General features: G+C 39.0%; 19 protein-coding genes and 3 pseudogenes. 8 read left to right on the top strand and 14 right to left on the bottom strand.

The genetic code is table 11. The features are described 5' to 3' along the window. Nucleotides 1–114: 114 nt before the first annotated feature. Nucleotides 115–417: pseudogene (locus H6F92_RS07870) on the top strand (RNA-guided endonuclease InsQ/TnpB family protein); the annotation flags it as partial. A gap of 39 nt (nt 418–456) precedes the next feature. Here the strand turns inward: H6F92_RS07870 and H6F92_RS07860 are convergent. After that, nucleotides 457–759, bottom strand: a complete 303-nt coding sequence (locus tag H6F92_RS07860; protein WP_190357433.1) for a hypothetical protein — start codon at nt 757–759, stop codon at nt 457–459. A 160-nt stretch (nt 760–919) separates the two neighbouring features. Next, complete coding sequence (locus tag H6F92_RS07855; protein WP_190357432.1) at nt 920–2242, bottom strand: RNA-guided endonuclease InsQ/TnpB family protein; 1323 nt, start codon at nt 2240–2242, stop codon at nt 920–922. 57 nt (nt 2243–2299) lie between these two features. Here H6F92_RS07855 and tnpA point away from each other — a divergent pair. Further along, nucleotides 2300–2735 (top strand): annotated as a pseudogene (gene tnpA / locus H6F92_RS07850) (IS200/IS605 family transposase). Nucleotides 2736–2800: 65 nt separating this feature from the next. Here tnpA and H6F92_RS07845 read toward each other — a convergent pair. Further along, on the bottom strand, nt 2801–3061 hold the full coding sequence (locus H6F92_RS07845; RefSeq protein ID WP_242030051.1) for a HigA family addiction module antitoxin: 261 nt from the start codon (nt 3059–3061) through the stop codon (nt 2801–2803). A 226-nt stretch (nt 3062–3287) separates the two neighbouring features. Here H6F92_RS07845 and H6F92_RS07840 point away from each other — a divergent pair, with 226 nt between their 5' ends. Both H6F92_RS07840 and H6F92_RS07835 read left to right on the top strand, forming a co-directional pair. Next, a complete protein-coding gene (locus H6F92_RS07840) occupies nt 3288–3524 on the top strand; it encodes a hypothetical protein (protein WP_008202209.1) in 237 nt (78 codons plus the stop codon). Beyond that, complete coding sequence (locus H6F92_RS07835) at nt 3524–3976, top strand: type II toxin-antitoxin system VapC family toxin (protein ID WP_002750618.1); 453 nt, start codon at nt 3524–3526, stop codon at nt 3974–3976. Before H6F92_RS07840 ends, H6F92_RS07835 begins: the two co-directional genes overlap by 1 nt. A gap of 202 nt (nt 3977–4178) precedes the next feature. Here H6F92_RS07835 and H6F92_RS07830 read toward each other — a convergent pair whose 3' ends face one another. Both H6F92_RS07830 and H6F92_RS07825 read right to left on the bottom strand, forming a co-directional pair. Continuing rightward, on the bottom strand, nt 4179–4388 hold the full coding sequence (locus H6F92_RS07830; RefSeq protein WP_002798168.1) for a type II toxin-antitoxin system RelE family toxin: 210 nt from the start codon (nt 4386–4388) through the stop codon (nt 4179–4181). Continuing rightward, nucleotides 4381–4626, bottom strand: a complete 246-nt coding sequence (locus tag H6F92_RS07825; protein WP_002734321.1) for a hypothetical protein — start codon at nt 4624–4626, stop codon at nt 4381–4383. Before H6F92_RS07825 ends, H6F92_RS07830 begins: the two co-directional genes overlap by 8 nt. Nucleotides 4627–4920: 294 nt before the next feature. Here H6F92_RS07825 and H6F92_RS25835 point away from each other — a divergent pair, with 294 nt between their 5' ends. The 3 genes from H6F92_RS25835 (at nt 4921) to H6F92_RS07810 (ending at nt 6581) form a co-directional block, all read left to right on the top strand. Further along, nucleotides 4921–5748 carry a PEP-CTERM sorting domain-containing protein gene (locus H6F92_RS25835; RefSeq protein ID WP_242030050.1) on the top strand — a complete coding sequence of 276 codons (828 nt, stop codon included), beginning with the start codon at nt 4921–4923 and terminating at the stop codon, nt 5746–5748. Between the two features lie 198 nt (nt 5749–5946). After that, complete coding sequence (locus tag H6F92_RS07815; protein WP_002783391.1) at nt 5947–6240, top strand: nucleotidyltransferase family protein; 294 nt, start codon at nt 5947–5949, stop codon at nt 6238–6240. Further along, on the top strand, nt 6237–6581 hold the full coding sequence (locus H6F92_RS07810) for a HepT-like ribonuclease domain-containing protein (RefSeq protein ID WP_190357431.1): 345 nt from the start codon (nt 6237–6239) through the stop codon (nt 6579–6581). The genes H6F92_RS07815 and H6F92_RS07810 overlap by 4 nt, the downstream gene beginning before the upstream one ends. A gap of 264 nt (nt 6582–6845) precedes the next feature. On the opposite strand, the gene H6F92_RS07805 is transcribed toward H6F92_RS07810, so the two are convergent. The 5 genes from H6F92_RS07805 to H6F92_RS07785 form a co-directional block, all read right to left on the bottom strand. Next, the gene (locus H6F92_RS07805; RefSeq protein WP_190357430.1) at nt 6846–7112 is read right to left on the bottom strand and encodes a Txe/YoeB family addiction module toxin; all 267 of its coding nucleotides are present in this window, start codon (nt 7110–7112) and stop codon (nt 6846–6848) included. Beyond that, complete coding sequence (locus tag H6F92_RS07800) at nt 7105–7365, bottom strand: type II toxin-antitoxin system Phd/YefM family antitoxin (protein ID WP_190357429.1); 261 nt, start codon at nt 7363–7365, stop codon at nt 7105–7107. Before H6F92_RS07800 ends, H6F92_RS07805 begins: the two co-directional genes overlap by 8 nt. 330 nt (nt 7366–7695) lie before the next feature. Next, nucleotides 7696–8163: a type II toxin-antitoxin system VapC family toxin gene (locus H6F92_RS07795; RefSeq protein ID WP_045362300.1), complete on the bottom strand. Its 468-nt coding sequence runs from the start codon at nt 8161–8163 to the stop codon at nt 7696–7698. Next, complete coding sequence (locus H6F92_RS07790) at nt 8164–8427, bottom strand: hypothetical protein (RefSeq protein ID WP_190357428.1); 264 nt, start codon at nt 8425–8427, stop codon at nt 8164–8166. A gap of 392 nt (nt 8428–8819) precedes the next feature. Beyond that, nucleotides 8820–9857 (bottom strand): fatty acid desaturase, encoded by a 1038-nt coding sequence (locus H6F92_RS07785; protein WP_190357427.1) that lies wholly within the window; start codon nt 9855–9857, stop codon nt 8820–8822. A gap of 300 nt (nt 9858–10157) precedes the next feature. On the opposite strand from H6F92_RS07785, the gene H6F92_RS07780 reads away from it, so the two are divergent. Further along, a complete protein-coding gene (locus H6F92_RS07780) occupies nt 10158–11198 on the top strand; it encodes a DNA cytosine methyltransferase (protein ID WP_190357426.1) in 1041 nt (346 codons plus the stop codon). On the opposite strand, the gene H6F92_RS25830 is transcribed toward H6F92_RS07780, so the two are convergent. From H6F92_RS25830 to H6F92_RS07765, 4 genes and pseudogenes are all read right to left on the bottom strand, one after another. Further along, nucleotides 11191–11421: an HNH endonuclease gene (locus H6F92_RS25830; protein ID WP_256094039.1), complete on the bottom strand. Its 231-nt coding sequence runs from the start codon at nt 11419–11421 to the stop codon at nt 11191–11193. The genes H6F92_RS07780 and H6F92_RS25830 overlap by 8 nt on opposite strands. Before the next feature lie 70 nt (nt 11422–11491). Further along, nucleotides 11492–11947, bottom strand: coding sequence for a hypothetical protein (locus tag H6F92_RS25825; protein WP_242030049.1), 456 nt, complete (start codon nt 11945–11947; stop codon nt 11492–11494). A 90-nt stretch (nt 11948–12037) separates the two neighbouring features. After that, entirely contained in the window at nt 12038–13201 is a 1164-nt protein-coding gene (locus tag H6F92_RS07770; protein ID WP_190357425.1) for a pyridoxal phosphate-dependent aminotransferase, read from the bottom strand. Between the two features lie 297 nt (nt 13202–13498). Then, nucleotides 13499–15415 (bottom strand): annotated as a pseudogene (locus H6F92_RS07765) (class I SAM-dependent DNA methyltransferase); the annotation flags it as partial. Nucleotides 15416–15515 lie beyond the last annotated feature (100 nt).

Here is a 15515-nt window from a genome sequence, read left to right as displayed (position 1 = left end):
GCGTTCACTTCTCATTTTACCTGACAGTGATCGCTTTTACTTTTGATATTCTGATGGGAGAATGAAACAGCCCTACCCCTTGCCCCCCCGACGTCGGGGGGGTTGGGGGGGTGACAATTAGCCTATAAATGCCGTTGGTATGGGAGAAACTACATCGAAATAGATAGATGGTTTCCTAGCTCTAAAAGGTGTAGTAATTGCGGGTATATTACTGAGAAAATGCCGTTAAATGTTCGAGAGTGGGATTGTCCAGACTGTGGGACTCACCATGACCGAGATATTAACGCCAGTAAAAATATTTTGGCCGCAGGGCTTGCGGTGTCAGTCTGTAGAGCGACCTGATGACCAGAACAGAGTAAATCTGTTAAGGCAGGTGCGAAAAATCCTTCGGGAAAGAAGCAGAAACCCAAATCGTGAGGTTTGGGAATCGCCGTCCGTTTTACGGCGGTGAGGATGTCAACAATGAGTAACTTTAGGCTCAAGGGCTACTCCTCTCGCTTCTAGGTAACGACGTTCTGCGTCCGCTTCCTGCTGCAACAGTTCTTGATGAGTTTGGCAGTATTCAATTGCTTCGAGAACGGCGGCTAAGGGTAATTCTTTGCTGTCGGCGACTTCTTCAGGAGTCATTTTGTTGGCGATCCCATCTGACCAAACAGTGAAAGCTGTCAGTTTCCTACCTTTGACGTATAGTTGCTGTCGCCAGGAATGAGGACGTTTCTCTAAATACTGCCATTGAGTTTTTGCTACGTTGGTAGTCATGCTGATGTCTTGATGAAAGCTGGTATCCCTAGTTTATCAGCTACAGAAGCAGCGCACCGTCGAAGGCGGCTCTCTTCGAGATCGCGCTAACCCAATGTTGTTTGGTGTTGTAACCCAATCGGATTCACAAAATTCTATCTTCCTTTGACATCTCCCCGCTTTAAAAAGACGGGGATTCTAATCGGTGAATAGAAGCGGGTTGAAACCGCGCTTCTATTCGATTACGATATATTTTAGAAAGGCTATCCAATTTATATCGTTGTGGCACTGTCAAAGATGCCCTACCCACCTTATCTAGAGAAACCCCTAGCTGTGTGGCTACTTTTTTAATGATATTGGCCGCACCGTTGCAATCAGCATTAATTAATTGACCACTAAAAGCTTTAAACAAACCTCTTTTAATTCTTTTACCTGATGACTGCCACCCTTCGGGTTTCTCACCGAATTTAGGTAGCGAATCACCATCTAAAAAAGAAGCCTTTGAGGTGTAGCTTTCCTCAGTCTCAACGAATTTAATCCCGTACTTTTCACACAATTGACCAATGCGATTTTTAAGCTTCGCTGTGGGAATACTAACAAATTCCTGATTAACTTTCTTTCCTAACTCAATCGAGTCTTTTTGTCGCTGATTCCCTCCAAAAACGACAGTAGAAATGTCATGGCCGAGACACCAATTGATAATAAAACGAGCAGCTTTATTGGTAGCGTCTCTCATCTGTCGGTTACGCCTTTCGGTTATTTTAGCTAATTCATCATCCCAGTAACCCTGCGGCTTACCAGTCTTAATTTGAGCAACTCGCTTGTTATACCATTGATTTTGAGACTTAGCCTTTTTTCCGTCAAAGATAAAAGACTTTCCCGTGTTAGAAACGCAGGTTAACCAGTTACCCAATCCGTGATCTATTCCTAGTACATTGTTATTAGGCTTAACTTTCTCTTGATCGGGTTGCTTATAAACACACTCAAGATAAAAACTAAGATTTCTAGGAACGATCCGAAACTCTTTAATGTCTTCAAACCTCAAATTAGACGGCATTGGCAGATAAAAACTATCAATCCCGAACCAAGCTTTTACCTGCTCCCCCAACGAAAACCTTAACCCTTTTTCGGTTAACTTCACATATCTTGCCGTATAGGTTACTACTGCCATCCCCCCTTTCTTTCGATATTTAGGTGGTCTAGGCTTATTAGGTAATTGCCCTTTATTCCAGAGACCTAAAAGCCCTTTATAGGAAGAAAAAGATTCAGCAACATCATGGAGCAATTGTTGAGCGCAACATGACCGCATGGCTCGAAAATGAGGGTGATTTTTCAACTGAGAATCAAGGTCATATTTACCGATATATCGCCCTGCCTTAAAAAGCATTTGCCGACAATAATAAATACCACAATTAGCCAGCTTGTTAGCTTCTTCACAGACAAACTCTAAGACAGCCCTTATCTCGCTGTCTGTATGGATGAGAACTTCTTGAACTCCGTACATCTTGACTTACCTCCTGTATATAGGATATGTTGGAAATACACTATTTGTCAAGGGTAGATGGAAGATTATAGAAGAAATCCTCATTCGGTAACACTACTTAACTATCACTTTGTCTGGTGTCCAAAACGGAGAAAAGCGGTATTAAAAGGGGACATTAAGTTAAGAGCGCAGTCGATTATTTTTGACCTGTGCCAAGAAAATAACTGGAGGTTGGTCGCAACGCGCTCGCTACGCGAGAACGCGCTCGCTACGCGAGAACGCATTAGAAATAATGCCAGATCATATTCATTTATTTTTGGAATCAGACCCTAGTTATTCCCCGACCACAATAATTAAAAGAATCAAAGGGAGACTATCTCATCACTTAAGAAAAGAATTTCCAGAATTGTTAAAACTACCCACTCTGTGGACTCCTAGCTATTTCTGCTCAACTGCTGGCAACGCTTCTACGGAAACTATTAAAAAATACATTGAGAATCAAACTAATAAATGATACAGGGGGATAAATCCCCCTGTTCGCTCGACTACCATCCGTTAAAACGGATGGCTAACCCTCGCTCACGATTTCTCTGGTTTTTTAACCTCAGCAAGATCATAATTCATCTGGAGGCGCAGCCAGAAAGCAGGGGTGCTACCGATTGTCTTTGACAAACGCACAGCCATTTCTGGGGAAATCCCCGGTTTGCCATTGATTAGGTTGGATAGTCTAGAGCGTGACACGTTCAGCATTTTTGCCGCAGCCGTAACGGTCAATTCAAGCTCTTCAATCGAACTTTTGACAATTCTGCCCGGATGTACGGGATTTTTCCGGGTCATCATGTTTTTTCCCTCAATGATAATCTACAAGGTCAATGTCGAGAGCGTTTCCATCTTCAGCCATCACCCATCCTCAAAATCCCCAAATCACTGAAAATCCTGATGCTGACAAGGAAGTAGTGCAGATACCAGCGTAAGCCATGAGGGAGAGGAATGTAAAGATTTATTAAATATAGAGAAATTGCGGCATGAGATATGATCGATATGGTTGCCTATTAGTCTAAGTCAAATGAACATTGAACAAGTTATCATTAAAAACCTAAGAAAACTTCCCTTAGAAAAACAACAAGAAGTGTTATCCTTCACCGAATCTCTCACCTCAAGAATTTCCCTCCCTTCCCCAGATTATAGTCTCACTCCCCAGGAAAAAGCTCAAAAATGGCAGAAAGTAATCGCTAAACTTCCTAAAACAAGTGCGAATTTACCTGATGAAGCTTTACACCGTGACACTATGTATGAAGACTAATGACTCAATATTTACTGGATACTAACATTTTGCTTCGGGCGGCTGATACGTCTTCAGCAACTTATTCTCTTGCTAATAATGTAATTACTCAAATCGTTGAAACAGCTAATGAATGTGTTATTATTCCTCAAGTTTTAATTGAATTTTGGGTAGTTGCAACCCGACCCCTTGATGTTAATGGTTTAGGTTGGACTCCAGCACAAGCTACAAATTATGTCAATGATTTATTAGATAACTTTACATTAATTGCAGAAACCCCGGATATTTTTCCCCTTTGGTTTCAATTAGTAACCATCTACAACATTAAAGGAAAACGCACTCATGATATTAGGCTTCTTGCTGTCATGAAAGCTTCTAACATTACCCATTTATTAACCTTTAATCCTGATGACTTTATCCCTATTCCCAATATTACCATCGTTCATCCTCAAGATTTCATTAATTCCCAATAATTAAGCAACAAATCCGACATACCGCGTCACAATCCCTCACGAAAGAGGATAGTTTGCCTGAGAAGGAGTAAAACAGTGGAAAACGCATGAAATTCCTTCTTCTGTGAATCACTGTCTTATGGCGAAAGGAGAAACAGCAGTCTAGAAAAGAGTTCTGGTATTATTTATAGACATCGCCGCGAGGTTTAATAGTTGTAATGACCTATAGATTGTTATCTCTATCTTCAAAAAACAACACTCGATACTTACCCACTCGCAATCTTAGTTCATCTCTTCCGTAAAGGGGTTTAATATCTAATTTTGTAGAATCCGAAATCAAAGTATCCAAAGCTTCAAGAAGACGAATTTGATCATTTTTAGGCATCCTTTCTAAGTAGCGTTCTGCTTGTCTAAGTAGAATATAATCAGCCAAGTTTATCTCCAAATAGTTTGTATTTTAATTCTGTTGAAGTGATTCCAGTATCTCGACCGGATAAATAATCTTGCCATGCTGCTTGGCTTTCAGCAAGTTCTTCGGCTGGAATGATCTCATCGTCATCTTTTGGTGCTACGGTCGGCTTGATGATAGTTTTTAAATCCTCTAAAAGTCGCAACTTATCCGTAAGGGGAAGATTCTCTATTTGGCTGAGGATTTCATAGTAAGTTGTCATAGACCTTGATCGTATCAGATAATCCGAACACACCTCAAATAATACCACATCCAGATACTAACCAAAAATGGTAAAAGCGGTGGGCTGTTCACAACCGACTTGGTTCTGCGGTTTCTTTATCGGGATTAAGAGAGGAATATAAAGATTTATTAAATTGTAGCTTTTAATACAGTTGTGGGGGGGGGAGTGTGTATGCTTCTGCTATCTCCCTTTGGTGTTGGGTTGGGGTGTTGCTTAATCCAACCTTGTATATTGGGACATCTGGCTACTCTGGATCTTTACCTTATCTTAGAAATGAAAACAATTACCTTAAATGCAACCATTTCCACCTTATGTGTAACTACTCTTTGTATACTTAGTCAACCAGCATCAGCTGTAATATTCGGTAAAAAAGATGATCCTAGTCTTAGAATAGTATGGGCTTGTGAATTTAACCTATTTCAATTCAATAGTTCTAAAGAATGTATAGATATTGGGTACCCTAAAAACTTTTTTGCATGGACTCCTCAGGCTCCCAACCCTGTTGTGTGGTTATGGGATCCCCCTGGAAATGGAATTACGTCAATTTCCTTAAGTTTCCAGTACGATACAGCCAAGTGGACACCTATTATTGGAAGTGAGGGTTTTTTCTGTTCATATACTACAGCAGGAAATTGCCCAAATACTTCTCCAGGTGTTGGAACTAGCCCAATTGAGCCATTGCCACCAATTGATATACAACCTGGTTTACCTATAGGATATTACACTATTGACTATGGATTAGGATCAGTATCGTTAAACGTAAATTTTGACACTCCTATTACTTCAATATCTGAAGAGGTATTCTTTGGAATGAAAATGCAGCCTACCTTTGATCTGACAAATAAGGTAATAACATATTCTGAAGAGGACGTAAGTTCAGGATATGATTACCGAGTTAATTCGTTTACTTGTACCACTTTAGACGGTATTAATCAATGCGGTTCTAACAATCCTACAAAAGTAATGATAATTAAAAGTGTTCCCGAACCCACCTCAACCCTCGGTTTCCTCGCCCTCGGTACTCTCGGCACAGCCTCAACCCTCAAGCGCAAACTGAAGTCCTCTCAATCCATTGAAAAAGAAACCAGAAAAGTTGGCTAAATTGCCCACCAAAATACCATAAATGCCCCTTCATTCAGTCAGTTGAGGGGGTATTTTTGGCATAACTCTCTCAATTCTCATGATTTTAAGGAGTATGGTTTATCCTTTCATCCGATATCTGCTACAATACAGATACAGGAAATAAAATTTTGATCAGTAGGGTAAAAGTCTTTTCCGTTATCTTAGAAGGTAAGCATCATGAAAAATTTAGAAGAAATTAAAGCGATTTTAGGTCAAGTTAAGTCCTTAGTAAAAGAAAAGTATCATGTCAGTGAATTAGGTATTTTTGGAGATTATGTAAAAGGAGAAGTGCAGGAAAATAGTGAAGTTAATATTCTGATAGATTATACAGAACCGCCTAGTTTACTGGATTTAGTAGATATGGAATATTATCTAAGTGATTTACTTAAGGTAAAAGCGGATGTTATCAGTAAAAATGGCTTAAAAGGAAGAAGGAGAGAAAGAATTTTATCCGAGGTTATTTATGTATGACGCAACGGGAATTTAGAGATTTCTTGCAAGACATTCTAGAGGCAATTTGTCAACTAGAAAAGATGACTCAGTATCTAAGCTTTGAAGAATTTTCAACTAAGATAGAAATCTTTCTTTCGGCAGTAAAATTAATTGAAATAATTGGTGAAGCAGTCAAAAATATTCCTGATGAAGTGAGAGTTAATTATCCTGATATTCCTTGGAAAAACATCGCAGGTATGGGGGATAAATTAGTTCATGAATATTGGGCAATTGATGAAAAAGTCGTCTGGAAAGTGATTCAAAACAATCTCCCCCAGCTAAAGAGAATCATTATCAGTATTATTGAGAAATTACAATAAATTTTCCTGCCTCTCTGGTGTCCCGTTTTTTAACTTGGCTTCTAGGACTAGCATTGATTAATCCTCGACCCTAGATAAATTAAGTATAACACAGTTTACCTACAAATAGTAGAATTAAAATCGTGCTTTGCGGTTGACCCGTTCGACTTCGCTCAGGGTCATTGATATTCTGGTCGGATTTCATCCCCCGCAAAGGTGAGTATCTTGTCGAAAAATCTAGCGGGGGCATTCATCCGACATTTTAGGTAAAATAAATAAGAGTAGTTATTCATAATGAATCCACATCCGTATAATTTTGACAACCTTCTCTTCTGGAATAACCTGATAAACCAAACGATGCTGAATATTAATACGTCTGGAATAATAGCTCGCTAAATCGCCACTGAGTTTCTCATAAACAGGATAAGATTGATAGGGATTTGACTTAAGAATATTTAATAACTCGTTAGCTTGTTTTGCCAAACCAGTACGAGCAAGCTTTTCAGCATCTTTTTTCGCTTGTTTGGTAAAAACCAACTGCCAATTATCCATTTAAAATTGCTCTGATACCCGCCTCATCCAGACAATCTTCAATAGAAGTGTTGCCACCTTCAATAATTGAATCTACCATACCAGGAATAGAATACAAATAAAGCGTTTCTTGAATAGAGTTCCAATCTTCCTCAGCAATTAAAATAGCATTATTTTTCGTACCAGATAACAAAATTGGTTGATGATTATCATTGGTATCATTCACTAATTCATCAATTTGTTCTTTGGCCTCAGTAACAGTAACAATTTTCATGTAACTATCCCTTAAATTAACAACATAACCGATTTTAACACAATTTAAGTATTGTTCAGTATAATAGCACCTTTTCTAAATATTTCTCATTCCTCCGATTAAACGCCAAGGAATAAGAGGATAGGGAGACTTAATTTCCTTTGGTACATTTCTAGTTGCTTCTCCAATTAGATATTTGTTTGATTCTTGGCCAATGCTGCCGATGTCATTCCCTTTGTACGTCGTTCAATTTCGCTGCATCAGCTTAATTCCTTTACTCCCTTGAAGGGGATTATTTTTTTCCACCTTTTTAAACTCTAAAAATTTCAGAGTTCACAGCTTATCGCTTACTTAAGACGGATGATTATTAGGATTTTCCATCAGCAATCCCTCACTGATAACAGCAACATTCAATTCATTATCTGCCGAGACAAAAGTGATAGAAGGTAAACCACTAGCTAGGCAAAGTGTATTAACAGCACAACCTACTGCTAACTGGATTGCGTCATAACCTCTTAAACCATAAGTTTCCGCTAATACCATTCCTGAATTAATTATACTTTCGGTAATTTCAATGACTTGATAATCTTTAAGCGAGTCCTTTCTCAACTGATGAACTATTGCCGTTGCATCCGTAACGCTAATACTTCCAGTGCGGGATCTTCGCGTAATAGCAGCTACAATTTCTACCTTGGCGATTGCGGCAATAAATATTTCATTATTTAAAGCATCAGTAAATAATTCCAATACCCATGCTGAACCAGTTTCGCTGATATAACGCTTGACCAAGGCACTACTATCTAGGAAATAAAGTGCCATTTAACGGCGTTCCTCAATAATCGTTTCTGAAATAGGTTTTCCCTCGATTTTAATCAATCGTCGCTCAGTTATCGGTTGAGATGAAGGACGCTTAATCTGCTTGACTAATCCAGCATCAAGAAGAGATTGGTGAAATACCGCTTGTTTCTCAGCTTCTTCTTTATCCATAAGATACTGTTGAATCTTCTGATTAAGCAGCTGAAGTTCTTTTAGCTCAAGAGTCTCAAGCTGATTCAAGATTTGAGTAAGGATTGCCTGTGTCATAATCTGCTACTTTTTTTGCTGTCTGAATAATTAATATTTTATAGCAAAGTTATAATTGAGTTAGTACAATGGACAGTATCATAAAAATTCACTCTTTAGACCTGCTTGATCGTAAATTTTTAGATTCTAGGCGCTTAATATCCTCTTGTCAGTAGCTGTTGAAAAGCAAAATGATCAAATCCTAGAGAACCGCTTGGATATTTGTTTGATTCTTGGCCAATTCTGCCAATGTCATTCCCTTTGTACGTTGTTCAATTTCACTGCATCAGCTTAATTCCTTGCCAATAAATCAAATAAAGACAAAGACTTTATCCCCAGTTTTGGCAACTATTCTCGGTGTGAGAGGAGGAGGCAGATTTTGCTGCCGTTTCCTCCTGATAGCTAAGACAGGATCAGTTTTTGCGGTAAAAAATCTTACTGCCTTGGTCACTGACAAAATGACAATTGCGGTAGGACCGCCAGAGAGATTTGAAAATCGGTTCTTTCGAGACGCGATAATAGTCTCCTAAGACGGGACGGATGGCCTCGGTTGCTTCTTGGAGATGATAGTGGGGAATAGTGATAAAAATATGATGGGCGACGTGAGTACCAATTTGGTGATGGATGGGATTAAAGATGCCATAATCGCGATCGATGGTAGAAAGCGCCCCTTTGAGAAAGTACCAGTCTTGACCGCGATACCAGGGAATATCATCTTCGGTGTGGTGTAGGAATGTCACTAGGTCCAACCAAACCACAAAGACGATATAGGGCATGATGTAGTAGTTAAACAGAAACCAAAAGCCTTGGCTAACACCAACCCCGATTAATAGACCTAACATAAAGGTACAGCAAACGGTGCTAGTCAGTACCTGCCACCGTTCCGAGGGGCGAAAAAGGGGGCTTTCGGGCATAAAATGGGACCCCTGTTTATTAGGGGAACGACGGAAAAGATAAAGGGGATAAACAAATAAAATTAGCTGAAAACGAGCTAATTTTTCGTACCAGGCCATATTGTTATACTGGGTTTCCGTGACGGGATACCAACTTTCATCGGTGTCGATATTGCCGGTATTAGCGTGATGGGTGCGATGACTGATGCGCCAACCGTGGAAAGGTACGAGAATGGGAGTATGACTGAGATGACCGATTAAGTTATTTAACCAACGATAACGGGAAAAGGAACCGTGACCGCAATCGTGACCGACGACAAATAAGGCCCAAAACATGGTTCCCTGCATAAACCAAAAAAGGGGGAAGAACCATGCTTGATTAATCTGGTAAGTTATCCAGTAAAGCAGGGTAATGATGCCAATATCAAAAAAAAAGTAGGCTAAAGAGCGAAAAACGCTTGATTGGAAGCAACGAGCCGGGATAGCTAGACGGACATCCTGTAGGGTAAATGGCAAAAATTCTCTTTTTAGGGCAGGTTTAGGTAGGGTTTGGGACACTAGGTTATAACTCAAGGTAGATGACAAGGGCAGTATTGACGAAGGACTGAGTAGCTCAAGTTTTCTATTTCTCGATGCGCTATCTTTTGTCTATCTCAGCTAGGAGCGGATAAGACCGAGCGATCGAGCGAATTTCGTCTAACTCCCTAGAATTTTATTGTAGGGCTTAATGTAACTTAACAAAAGCCCCTAGGGAAAGTCAATCACATTCTCCCCCTGTCTGTCCATCTGTCCCCTTGGGCATCTAGTACAATAATATCTGAGAAAATAGATAAGACTCTCGGTTATTCAATCAATATTATGAACCAGTTACCTATTCGTCCAGCTAACAAAAATTTTACCCATAGTTGCTTGACTTTTGCCGATTTTTATGCGGGAATTGGTGGCTTTCGTCTCGGTCTTGAACAAATCGGTTGGCAATGTGTTTTTAGCAACGAAAATAACCCAGATTGTGTGAAAACCTACAATCACAATTTTCATGAATCCATAAAACCGCAAGATGTTGAAGCTTTAATTCCTAGCTTACTTCCCGATTTTGAGGTTTTTTGTGGAGGATTTCCCTGTCAGCCATTTTCCAGAGCAGGACAACAAAAAGGTTGGCAAGACAGTCGCGGACTAGCCATTCAGGAAATTCTCAGAATTTGCCATGAAAAAAAGCCTAAAGTTATCTTTCTTGAAAATGTTAGTAATATCGTGCGCTTAAATCAAGGGCAGATATTAAAAGATATATTAATCCAGTTAAAAGAAATAAATTATCTGGCTTTTTATGCAGTTATCGATAGTAAATATTTCCAAATTCCTCAATCAAGACCTCGCTTTTTTTTATTGGCTTTCCGAAAGGATTTAGGAATTAAAAACTTTCAATTTCCCCAACCTTGCCATGCAGAAGTGGGTATTGAAAAAATTATTGTTCCGGGGGATTATTCAATTCCCATATCGGAAAAATGGCAGCAGTATATTGATTATTATGCTGGCAGAATTAATGCCGAACAATTATCTTTTCAACTGCCAAAAACAAGAATAAGTATTGAAAGGGCAAGTGTTAATGTAGATTATGATAATTGTATTTATCAAATGAGATCTAGTGGCATCCGAGCAATTTCTATCCAAAAACCCTTTCCTACTTTTGCAGTTAGTGTTAGCGGTGGTGGTGCCATGATTCCAGTGTATAGCAAGGAAAGAAGACATTTAAGTCTCTTAGAAATAAAAAGATTAATGGGATTTCCCGATGATTATTATTTTCCTGTTTCTCGCACCGCTGCTATTAAACAACTTTCTAACGCTGTCTGTCCCCCAGTCATTAAACATATTGGTATAAATATTACTAAATCACTTAATTAGCTCGATTTAACCGATCTTCAATATTTTCTTGACTGGGGAAAATAATCTTAGTTACTTCAGGAAAAGCTAAGACACATTCTGAACATTTATCAGGAGCATAGTTACAAAGATTACAGATTTGCCATTTGCATTTATTACAATAGAAGCAGAGAGCTTGAAAATTGTCATCGGCACTATTTCCACCTTTTTCTACGGGAATCCGATGATCCCAAACTAAACGCACTCGATCCCTAGCATAGGTATTTTGATTGATATTTTCTTTCTTTTTAAGAATTGAGCCACAAAAATTACATTTATTTTTTTTTTTCTAAGATATTTCTCTGAATTAGGGATGAGGGAGGTGTTCTAATCGGTGGTTTAGTAGTGGTAAAAAGTCGTTGATGATCGGAACTCTCTAAAATATATTTTTGACTGCCTAATCTTTTTTGTCCTGGGGGAGCAGAAATAAAATTAAATCCCTCTTCATTCCAAAGTTCGCTAAAGGGTTTATTAGCATCAGCATAGGAATCTTGAATTAAATTTTCAGGAATTTTACCCTTGAGTATAGTTTTTATCTCTTGCAAATTATTGGTCGCATTAGTTAGATCGCTCTCACAACCTTCTCCATACCTAATCAGAGTTAGCAAAGCAGCAATAGTTCTTTTTTTATATAAAATAATTACTCTGTTATCATTAAAAATAATTAAATATCCTTTTCCTTGCGGATTCTTGGTAATTTCCCTAATATCTTCTAACTTGATCCCACTCATCTTAATACCTCTAGAAATTACAGATAATTGGCTGTTAAAACCCAAAAAAAAGGGCGAACAAAATTCACCCTAACAGATAAAGTAATCATCCTACAAACTGCCGATGAACTGATCAATGCGATCGAATCCTTTTTCAATCGTCTTTAGGTCTGTAGCATAGGAAAGACGAATACAATCATCAGCACCGAAAGCAATACCGGGGATAGCAGCCACTTTTTGGGTTTCGAGGAGTTTCTGACAAAAATCCCGGGATTTTAAACCAGTTTGACTAATATCGATAAACACATAAAAAGCACCGTTGGGAGTAGGACAATTGAGTCTGGGGATTGCTCGCACTCGTTCTAAAATATACTGTCGGCGCTCGCTAAAAGCTTTGACCATTTCCTCGATGCAATCTTGGGGACTCTCTAAAGCAGCGATCGCACCGTACTGAGCAAAAGTGCAGACATTAGAGGTACTATGACCTTGGATCTTAGTCATGGCCTTGACAATTTCCACCGGTCCTGCTATGTAACCGACGCGCCACCCCGTCATCGAGAAAGCTTTAGCAAAACCATTACTAATAATACTGCGCTGAAAGATTTCCGGACCAAAAGAAGCGATACTGCGGTGAATTGCGCCATCGTAGAGGATTTTCTCGTAAATTTCATCAGAAACCACTAAAATATCCTTTTCAACCACAATTTTTGCTAAAGCTGCGATTTCTTCGGGAGTATAGACAATACCGGTAGGATTAGAGGGAGAATTGAGAACAAATAATTTAGTTTTCGGTGTAATTGCCGCTTCTAGCTGTTCGGGGGTGATTTTATAGTGATTCTCTAGGCTAGTGTTCACTATAACCGATGTTCCCCCCGCTAACGTCACCATTTCAGGGTAACTCAACCAGTAGGGTGCGGGAATAATTACTTCGTCCCCCGCTTCAATTAACGCCATGATTAGATTATAGAGAGACTGTTTACCGCCATTGGTAACAATCACATTATCGGCATTGTATGCTAGTTGATTATCCCGCAGCAATTTCTCAGCGATCGCTTTTCTTAACCCCGGTTCTCCGGCAGCCGGTCCGTAGCGAGTTTTTCCCTCATCGAGGGCCTTTTTCGCGGCAGCTCTGATGTGAATGGGTGTGTCGAAATCTGGCTCCCCGGCGCTAAAACTACAGACATCTTCGCCGTTTTTCTTCATTTCCTTGGCCAGAGAGTCGATAGCTAGGGTAAGGGAGGGGGTGACTTGATTGACTCGTGACGCTAGTTTCATAGTATTTTACCCTGAAAGGGCTTTTCTGATGACCTACACAACCTTTAGTATTGTCCATCACCTCGATTGTTCTGGGTGTTTTTTTATATAATCTCCGGAATTGCGGCGCTTAGGGATGGGTGTGGGGTGTGGGGTGTGGGGTGTGGGGTGTGGGGTGTGGGGTGTGGGGTGTGGGGTGTGGGGTGATGAGGAAGTGGGGAAGTGGGGTGTGGGGTGTGGGGTGTGGGGTGATGGGGAGAATAAATAAAAATAATCTCCTTTTGCCTTTTGCCTTTTGCCTGTTGCCTTTTGCCTTCGTTATTGAGGATTTTTTCTTTTTGCGGGTTTTTGTTTGCTGGTAGGGAGTAGGGGAGCGGTTAATTTTTCGTAGAGTTCAAAGAGGTATTCAATACGGTTTAATTCACTGGTGAAAGGTTGGGGACGGTAACACAAATCAACAGCTTTGTCAAGTTTTTGGTGAGCTTTGAGCAAGTCGGGAGGCATAGTTAAAGGATCGTATAAATCCGCAAGGCTACTATCGGGATATTTTACCCTAGTATCTAGCACAGCTTGAGCGCAAGTTTCAACGGTTTGTTTTTGTTTGTCGGTGATATTTTCTGGAAAGGGGTAGTTATTATAAACAATATCTTTTGAGTAGCGATAATCGCTTTTTAATCTGCCACAGACATATTTAACCCATGCCATGTGCATTGCTGAAGTAAGAATACCAAATAAATATAAATTTGCATTAGGAATTAATAAAACTTGATCATTACCAATCACATTTTTATTCATAAAACCTATTGGAATATATTTTCTTCTTTCAGATGAGACGCGGGGAACAAGTAAATAATTCGTTTCGGGTTGTGCTATTTGACAGAATAGAGTAGGTGTCGCCGCAAATTTGCGAGTAGAAGCAGCTTTACTTTTTAATCTAAAATTTTTAACCTTATCTACTTTTTTTATGACTTCTGGTAATGTCTTTAATTCCCTGGGAGAAATATCAATTAACCATAGACAGTAGCGACTATAACCATTAATAAATTCTTGCGCTCCTGTATAAGGTTTAATCCATTTTTCTGCCTTCGGCTCTAATTTTAAAAATTCTTCTTTTTCTGGTTCTGTAAAAATAAAATTACCACCATCTCTTGGCATACTACCAAAACGCATTAATGGAACATTAGATAAAGGAAAACTTCGATTAGAAATAATGATGTCACTTCCATCAACCAAATAGGGATTAATATTATTAGACTGAACAACTAATGATTCACCTTGGATATCTTCATAATCAAATAGGATTTTAGTTGTTATATTAAAACTTCCAAAGCCAATAATAACACAATGAACTGCGGCGTTTCCTTTTGCTTCATTACTCCATTTAAAAGTACGATGGGCAAAATGAATTTTTAACTGATATTTTTGAAAAAGAATATTCCAAAGTAAGGCAACTTGCTCCCCTTGAGATATAGAATTTGTGGAAACAAAAGCAACCCTGATTCTATTGCCCTGAATTATTTGAGCAGCCTTAATATACCATGCACACACATAATCTAAAACGCCTATTCCTTTCTCACCGTCGAAAACATAAGCCATATCATTCCTTTGCTGTTCGTTCATAATCATCGCACCAACAAAAGGAGGATTTCCTAAAATAAAATTGAGCTTCTCTTTTGAGATAAGTTCCTCCCAATCAATCCGTAAGGCATTTCCATGAACAATCTTTGCCGCTTTTTTCAATGGCAAACGCACAAAATATTGACCAAAAGTATTACTAACTTTAATATTCATCTGATGATCAATTAACCACATTGCCACCTCAGCCACCCTCACCGCAAATTCATCGTATTCAATACCAGCAAACTGATTGACATCCACCTGAATAATGGTACTAATATCTGTTACTAACTGCCCCGTTTTATCTAACTCCTGTAATACCAAAATCTCTAAATTGCGTAACTCCCGATAGGTAATAATTAAAAAATTGCCGCAACCACAGGCAGGATCAAGAAAATATAAATTAGCAATCTTTTTCTGAAATTCTAGTAATTTATTGCGATTGCCTTTAATCTTCTCAAATTCTCTGTGTAAATCATCTAAAAATAATGGTTTAATCACCTTTTGAATATTTTTCTCGGAGGTATAATGCGCCCCTAAATTGCGTCGCTCTTTTGGATTCATTACCGCTTGAAACATAGAGCCAAAAATAGCAGGAGAAATTTGGCTCTTCGGGAATTGTTATGCAAATAATTAACTTAAAATAAAATTCGATGAGAGCACCTACGCTCAAAAGTAGCTGAAATCCATACAGGGAAGGACTTAAGGCACAAACAGG

Source organism: Microcystis wesenbergii FACHB-1317, from assembly GCF_014696875.1.
Lineage (GTDB): Bacteria > Cyanobacteriota > Cyanobacteriia > Cyanobacteriales > Microcystaceae > Microcystis > Microcystis wesenbergii_A.
The sequence above is the reverse complement of the archived record's forward strand: the minus strand, read 5'-3'. Positions and strand labels throughout refer to the sequence as shown.

What these genes read in the sequence shown, in the direction of transcription:
- H6F92_RS07860 (WP_190357433.1), bottom strand. Translation starts at nt 759, where the DNA reads ATGACTACCAACGTAGCAAAAACTCAATGGCAGTATTTAGAGAAACGT.
- H6F92_RS07855 (WP_190357432.1), bottom strand. Translation starts at nt 2,242, where the DNA reads ATGTACGGAGTTCAAGAAGTTCTCATCCATACAGACAGCGAGATAAGG.
- H6F92_RS07845 (WP_242030051.1), bottom strand. Translation starts at nt 3,061, where the DNA reads ATGATGACCCGGAAAAATCCCGTACATCCGGGCAGAATTGTCAAAAGT.
- H6F92_RS07840 (WP_008202209.1), top strand. Translation starts at nt 3,288, where the DNA reads ATGAACATTGAACAAGTTATCATTAAAAACCTAAGAAAACTTCCCTTA.
- H6F92_RS07835 (WP_002750618.1), top strand. Translation starts at nt 3,524, where the DNA reads ATGACTCAATATTTACTGGATACTAACATTTTGCTTCGGGCGGCTGAT.
- H6F92_RS07825 (WP_002734321.1), bottom strand. Translation starts at nt 4,626, where the DNA reads ATGACAACTTACTATGAAATCCTCAGCCAAATAGAGAATCTTCCCCTT.
- H6F92_RS25835 (WP_242030050.1), top strand. Translation starts at nt 4,921, where the DNA reads ATGAAAACAATTACCTTAAATGCAACCATTTCCACCTTATGTGTAACT.
- H6F92_RS07815 (WP_002783391.1), top strand. Translation starts at nt 5,947, where the DNA reads ATGAAAAATTTAGAAGAAATTAAAGCGATTTTAGGTCAAGTTAAGTCC.
- H6F92_RS07810 (WP_190357431.1), top strand. Translation starts at nt 6,237, where the DNA reads ATGACGCAACGGGAATTTAGAGATTTCTTGCAAGACATTCTAGAGGCA.
- H6F92_RS07805 (WP_190357430.1), bottom strand. Translation starts at nt 7,112, where the DNA reads ATGGATAATTGGCAGTTGGTTTTTACCAAACAAGCGAAAAAAGATGCT.
- H6F92_RS07800 (WP_190357429.1), bottom strand. Translation starts at nt 7,365, where the DNA reads ATGAAAATTGTTACTGTTACTGAGGCCAAAGAACAAATTGATGAATTA.
- H6F92_RS07795 (WP_045362300.1), bottom strand. Translation starts at nt 8,163, where the DNA reads ATGGCACTTTATTTCCTAGATAGTAGTGCCTTGGTCAAGCGTTATATC.
- H6F92_RS07790 (WP_190357428.1), bottom strand. Translation starts at nt 8,427, where the DNA reads ATGACACAGGCAATCCTTACTCAAATCTTGAATCAGCTTGAGACTCTT.
- H6F92_RS07780 (WP_190357426.1), top strand. Translation starts at nt 10,158, where the DNA reads ATGAACCAGTTACCTATTCGTCCAGCTAACAAAAATTTTACCCATAGT.
- H6F92_RS25825 (WP_242030049.1), bottom strand. Translation starts at nt 11,947, where the DNA reads ATGAGTGGGATCAAGTTAGAAGATATTAGGGAAATTACCAAGAATCCG.
- H6F92_RS07770 (WP_190357425.1), bottom strand. Translation starts at nt 13,201, where the DNA reads ATGAAACTAGCGTCACGAGTCAATCAAGTCACCCCCTCCCTTACCCTA.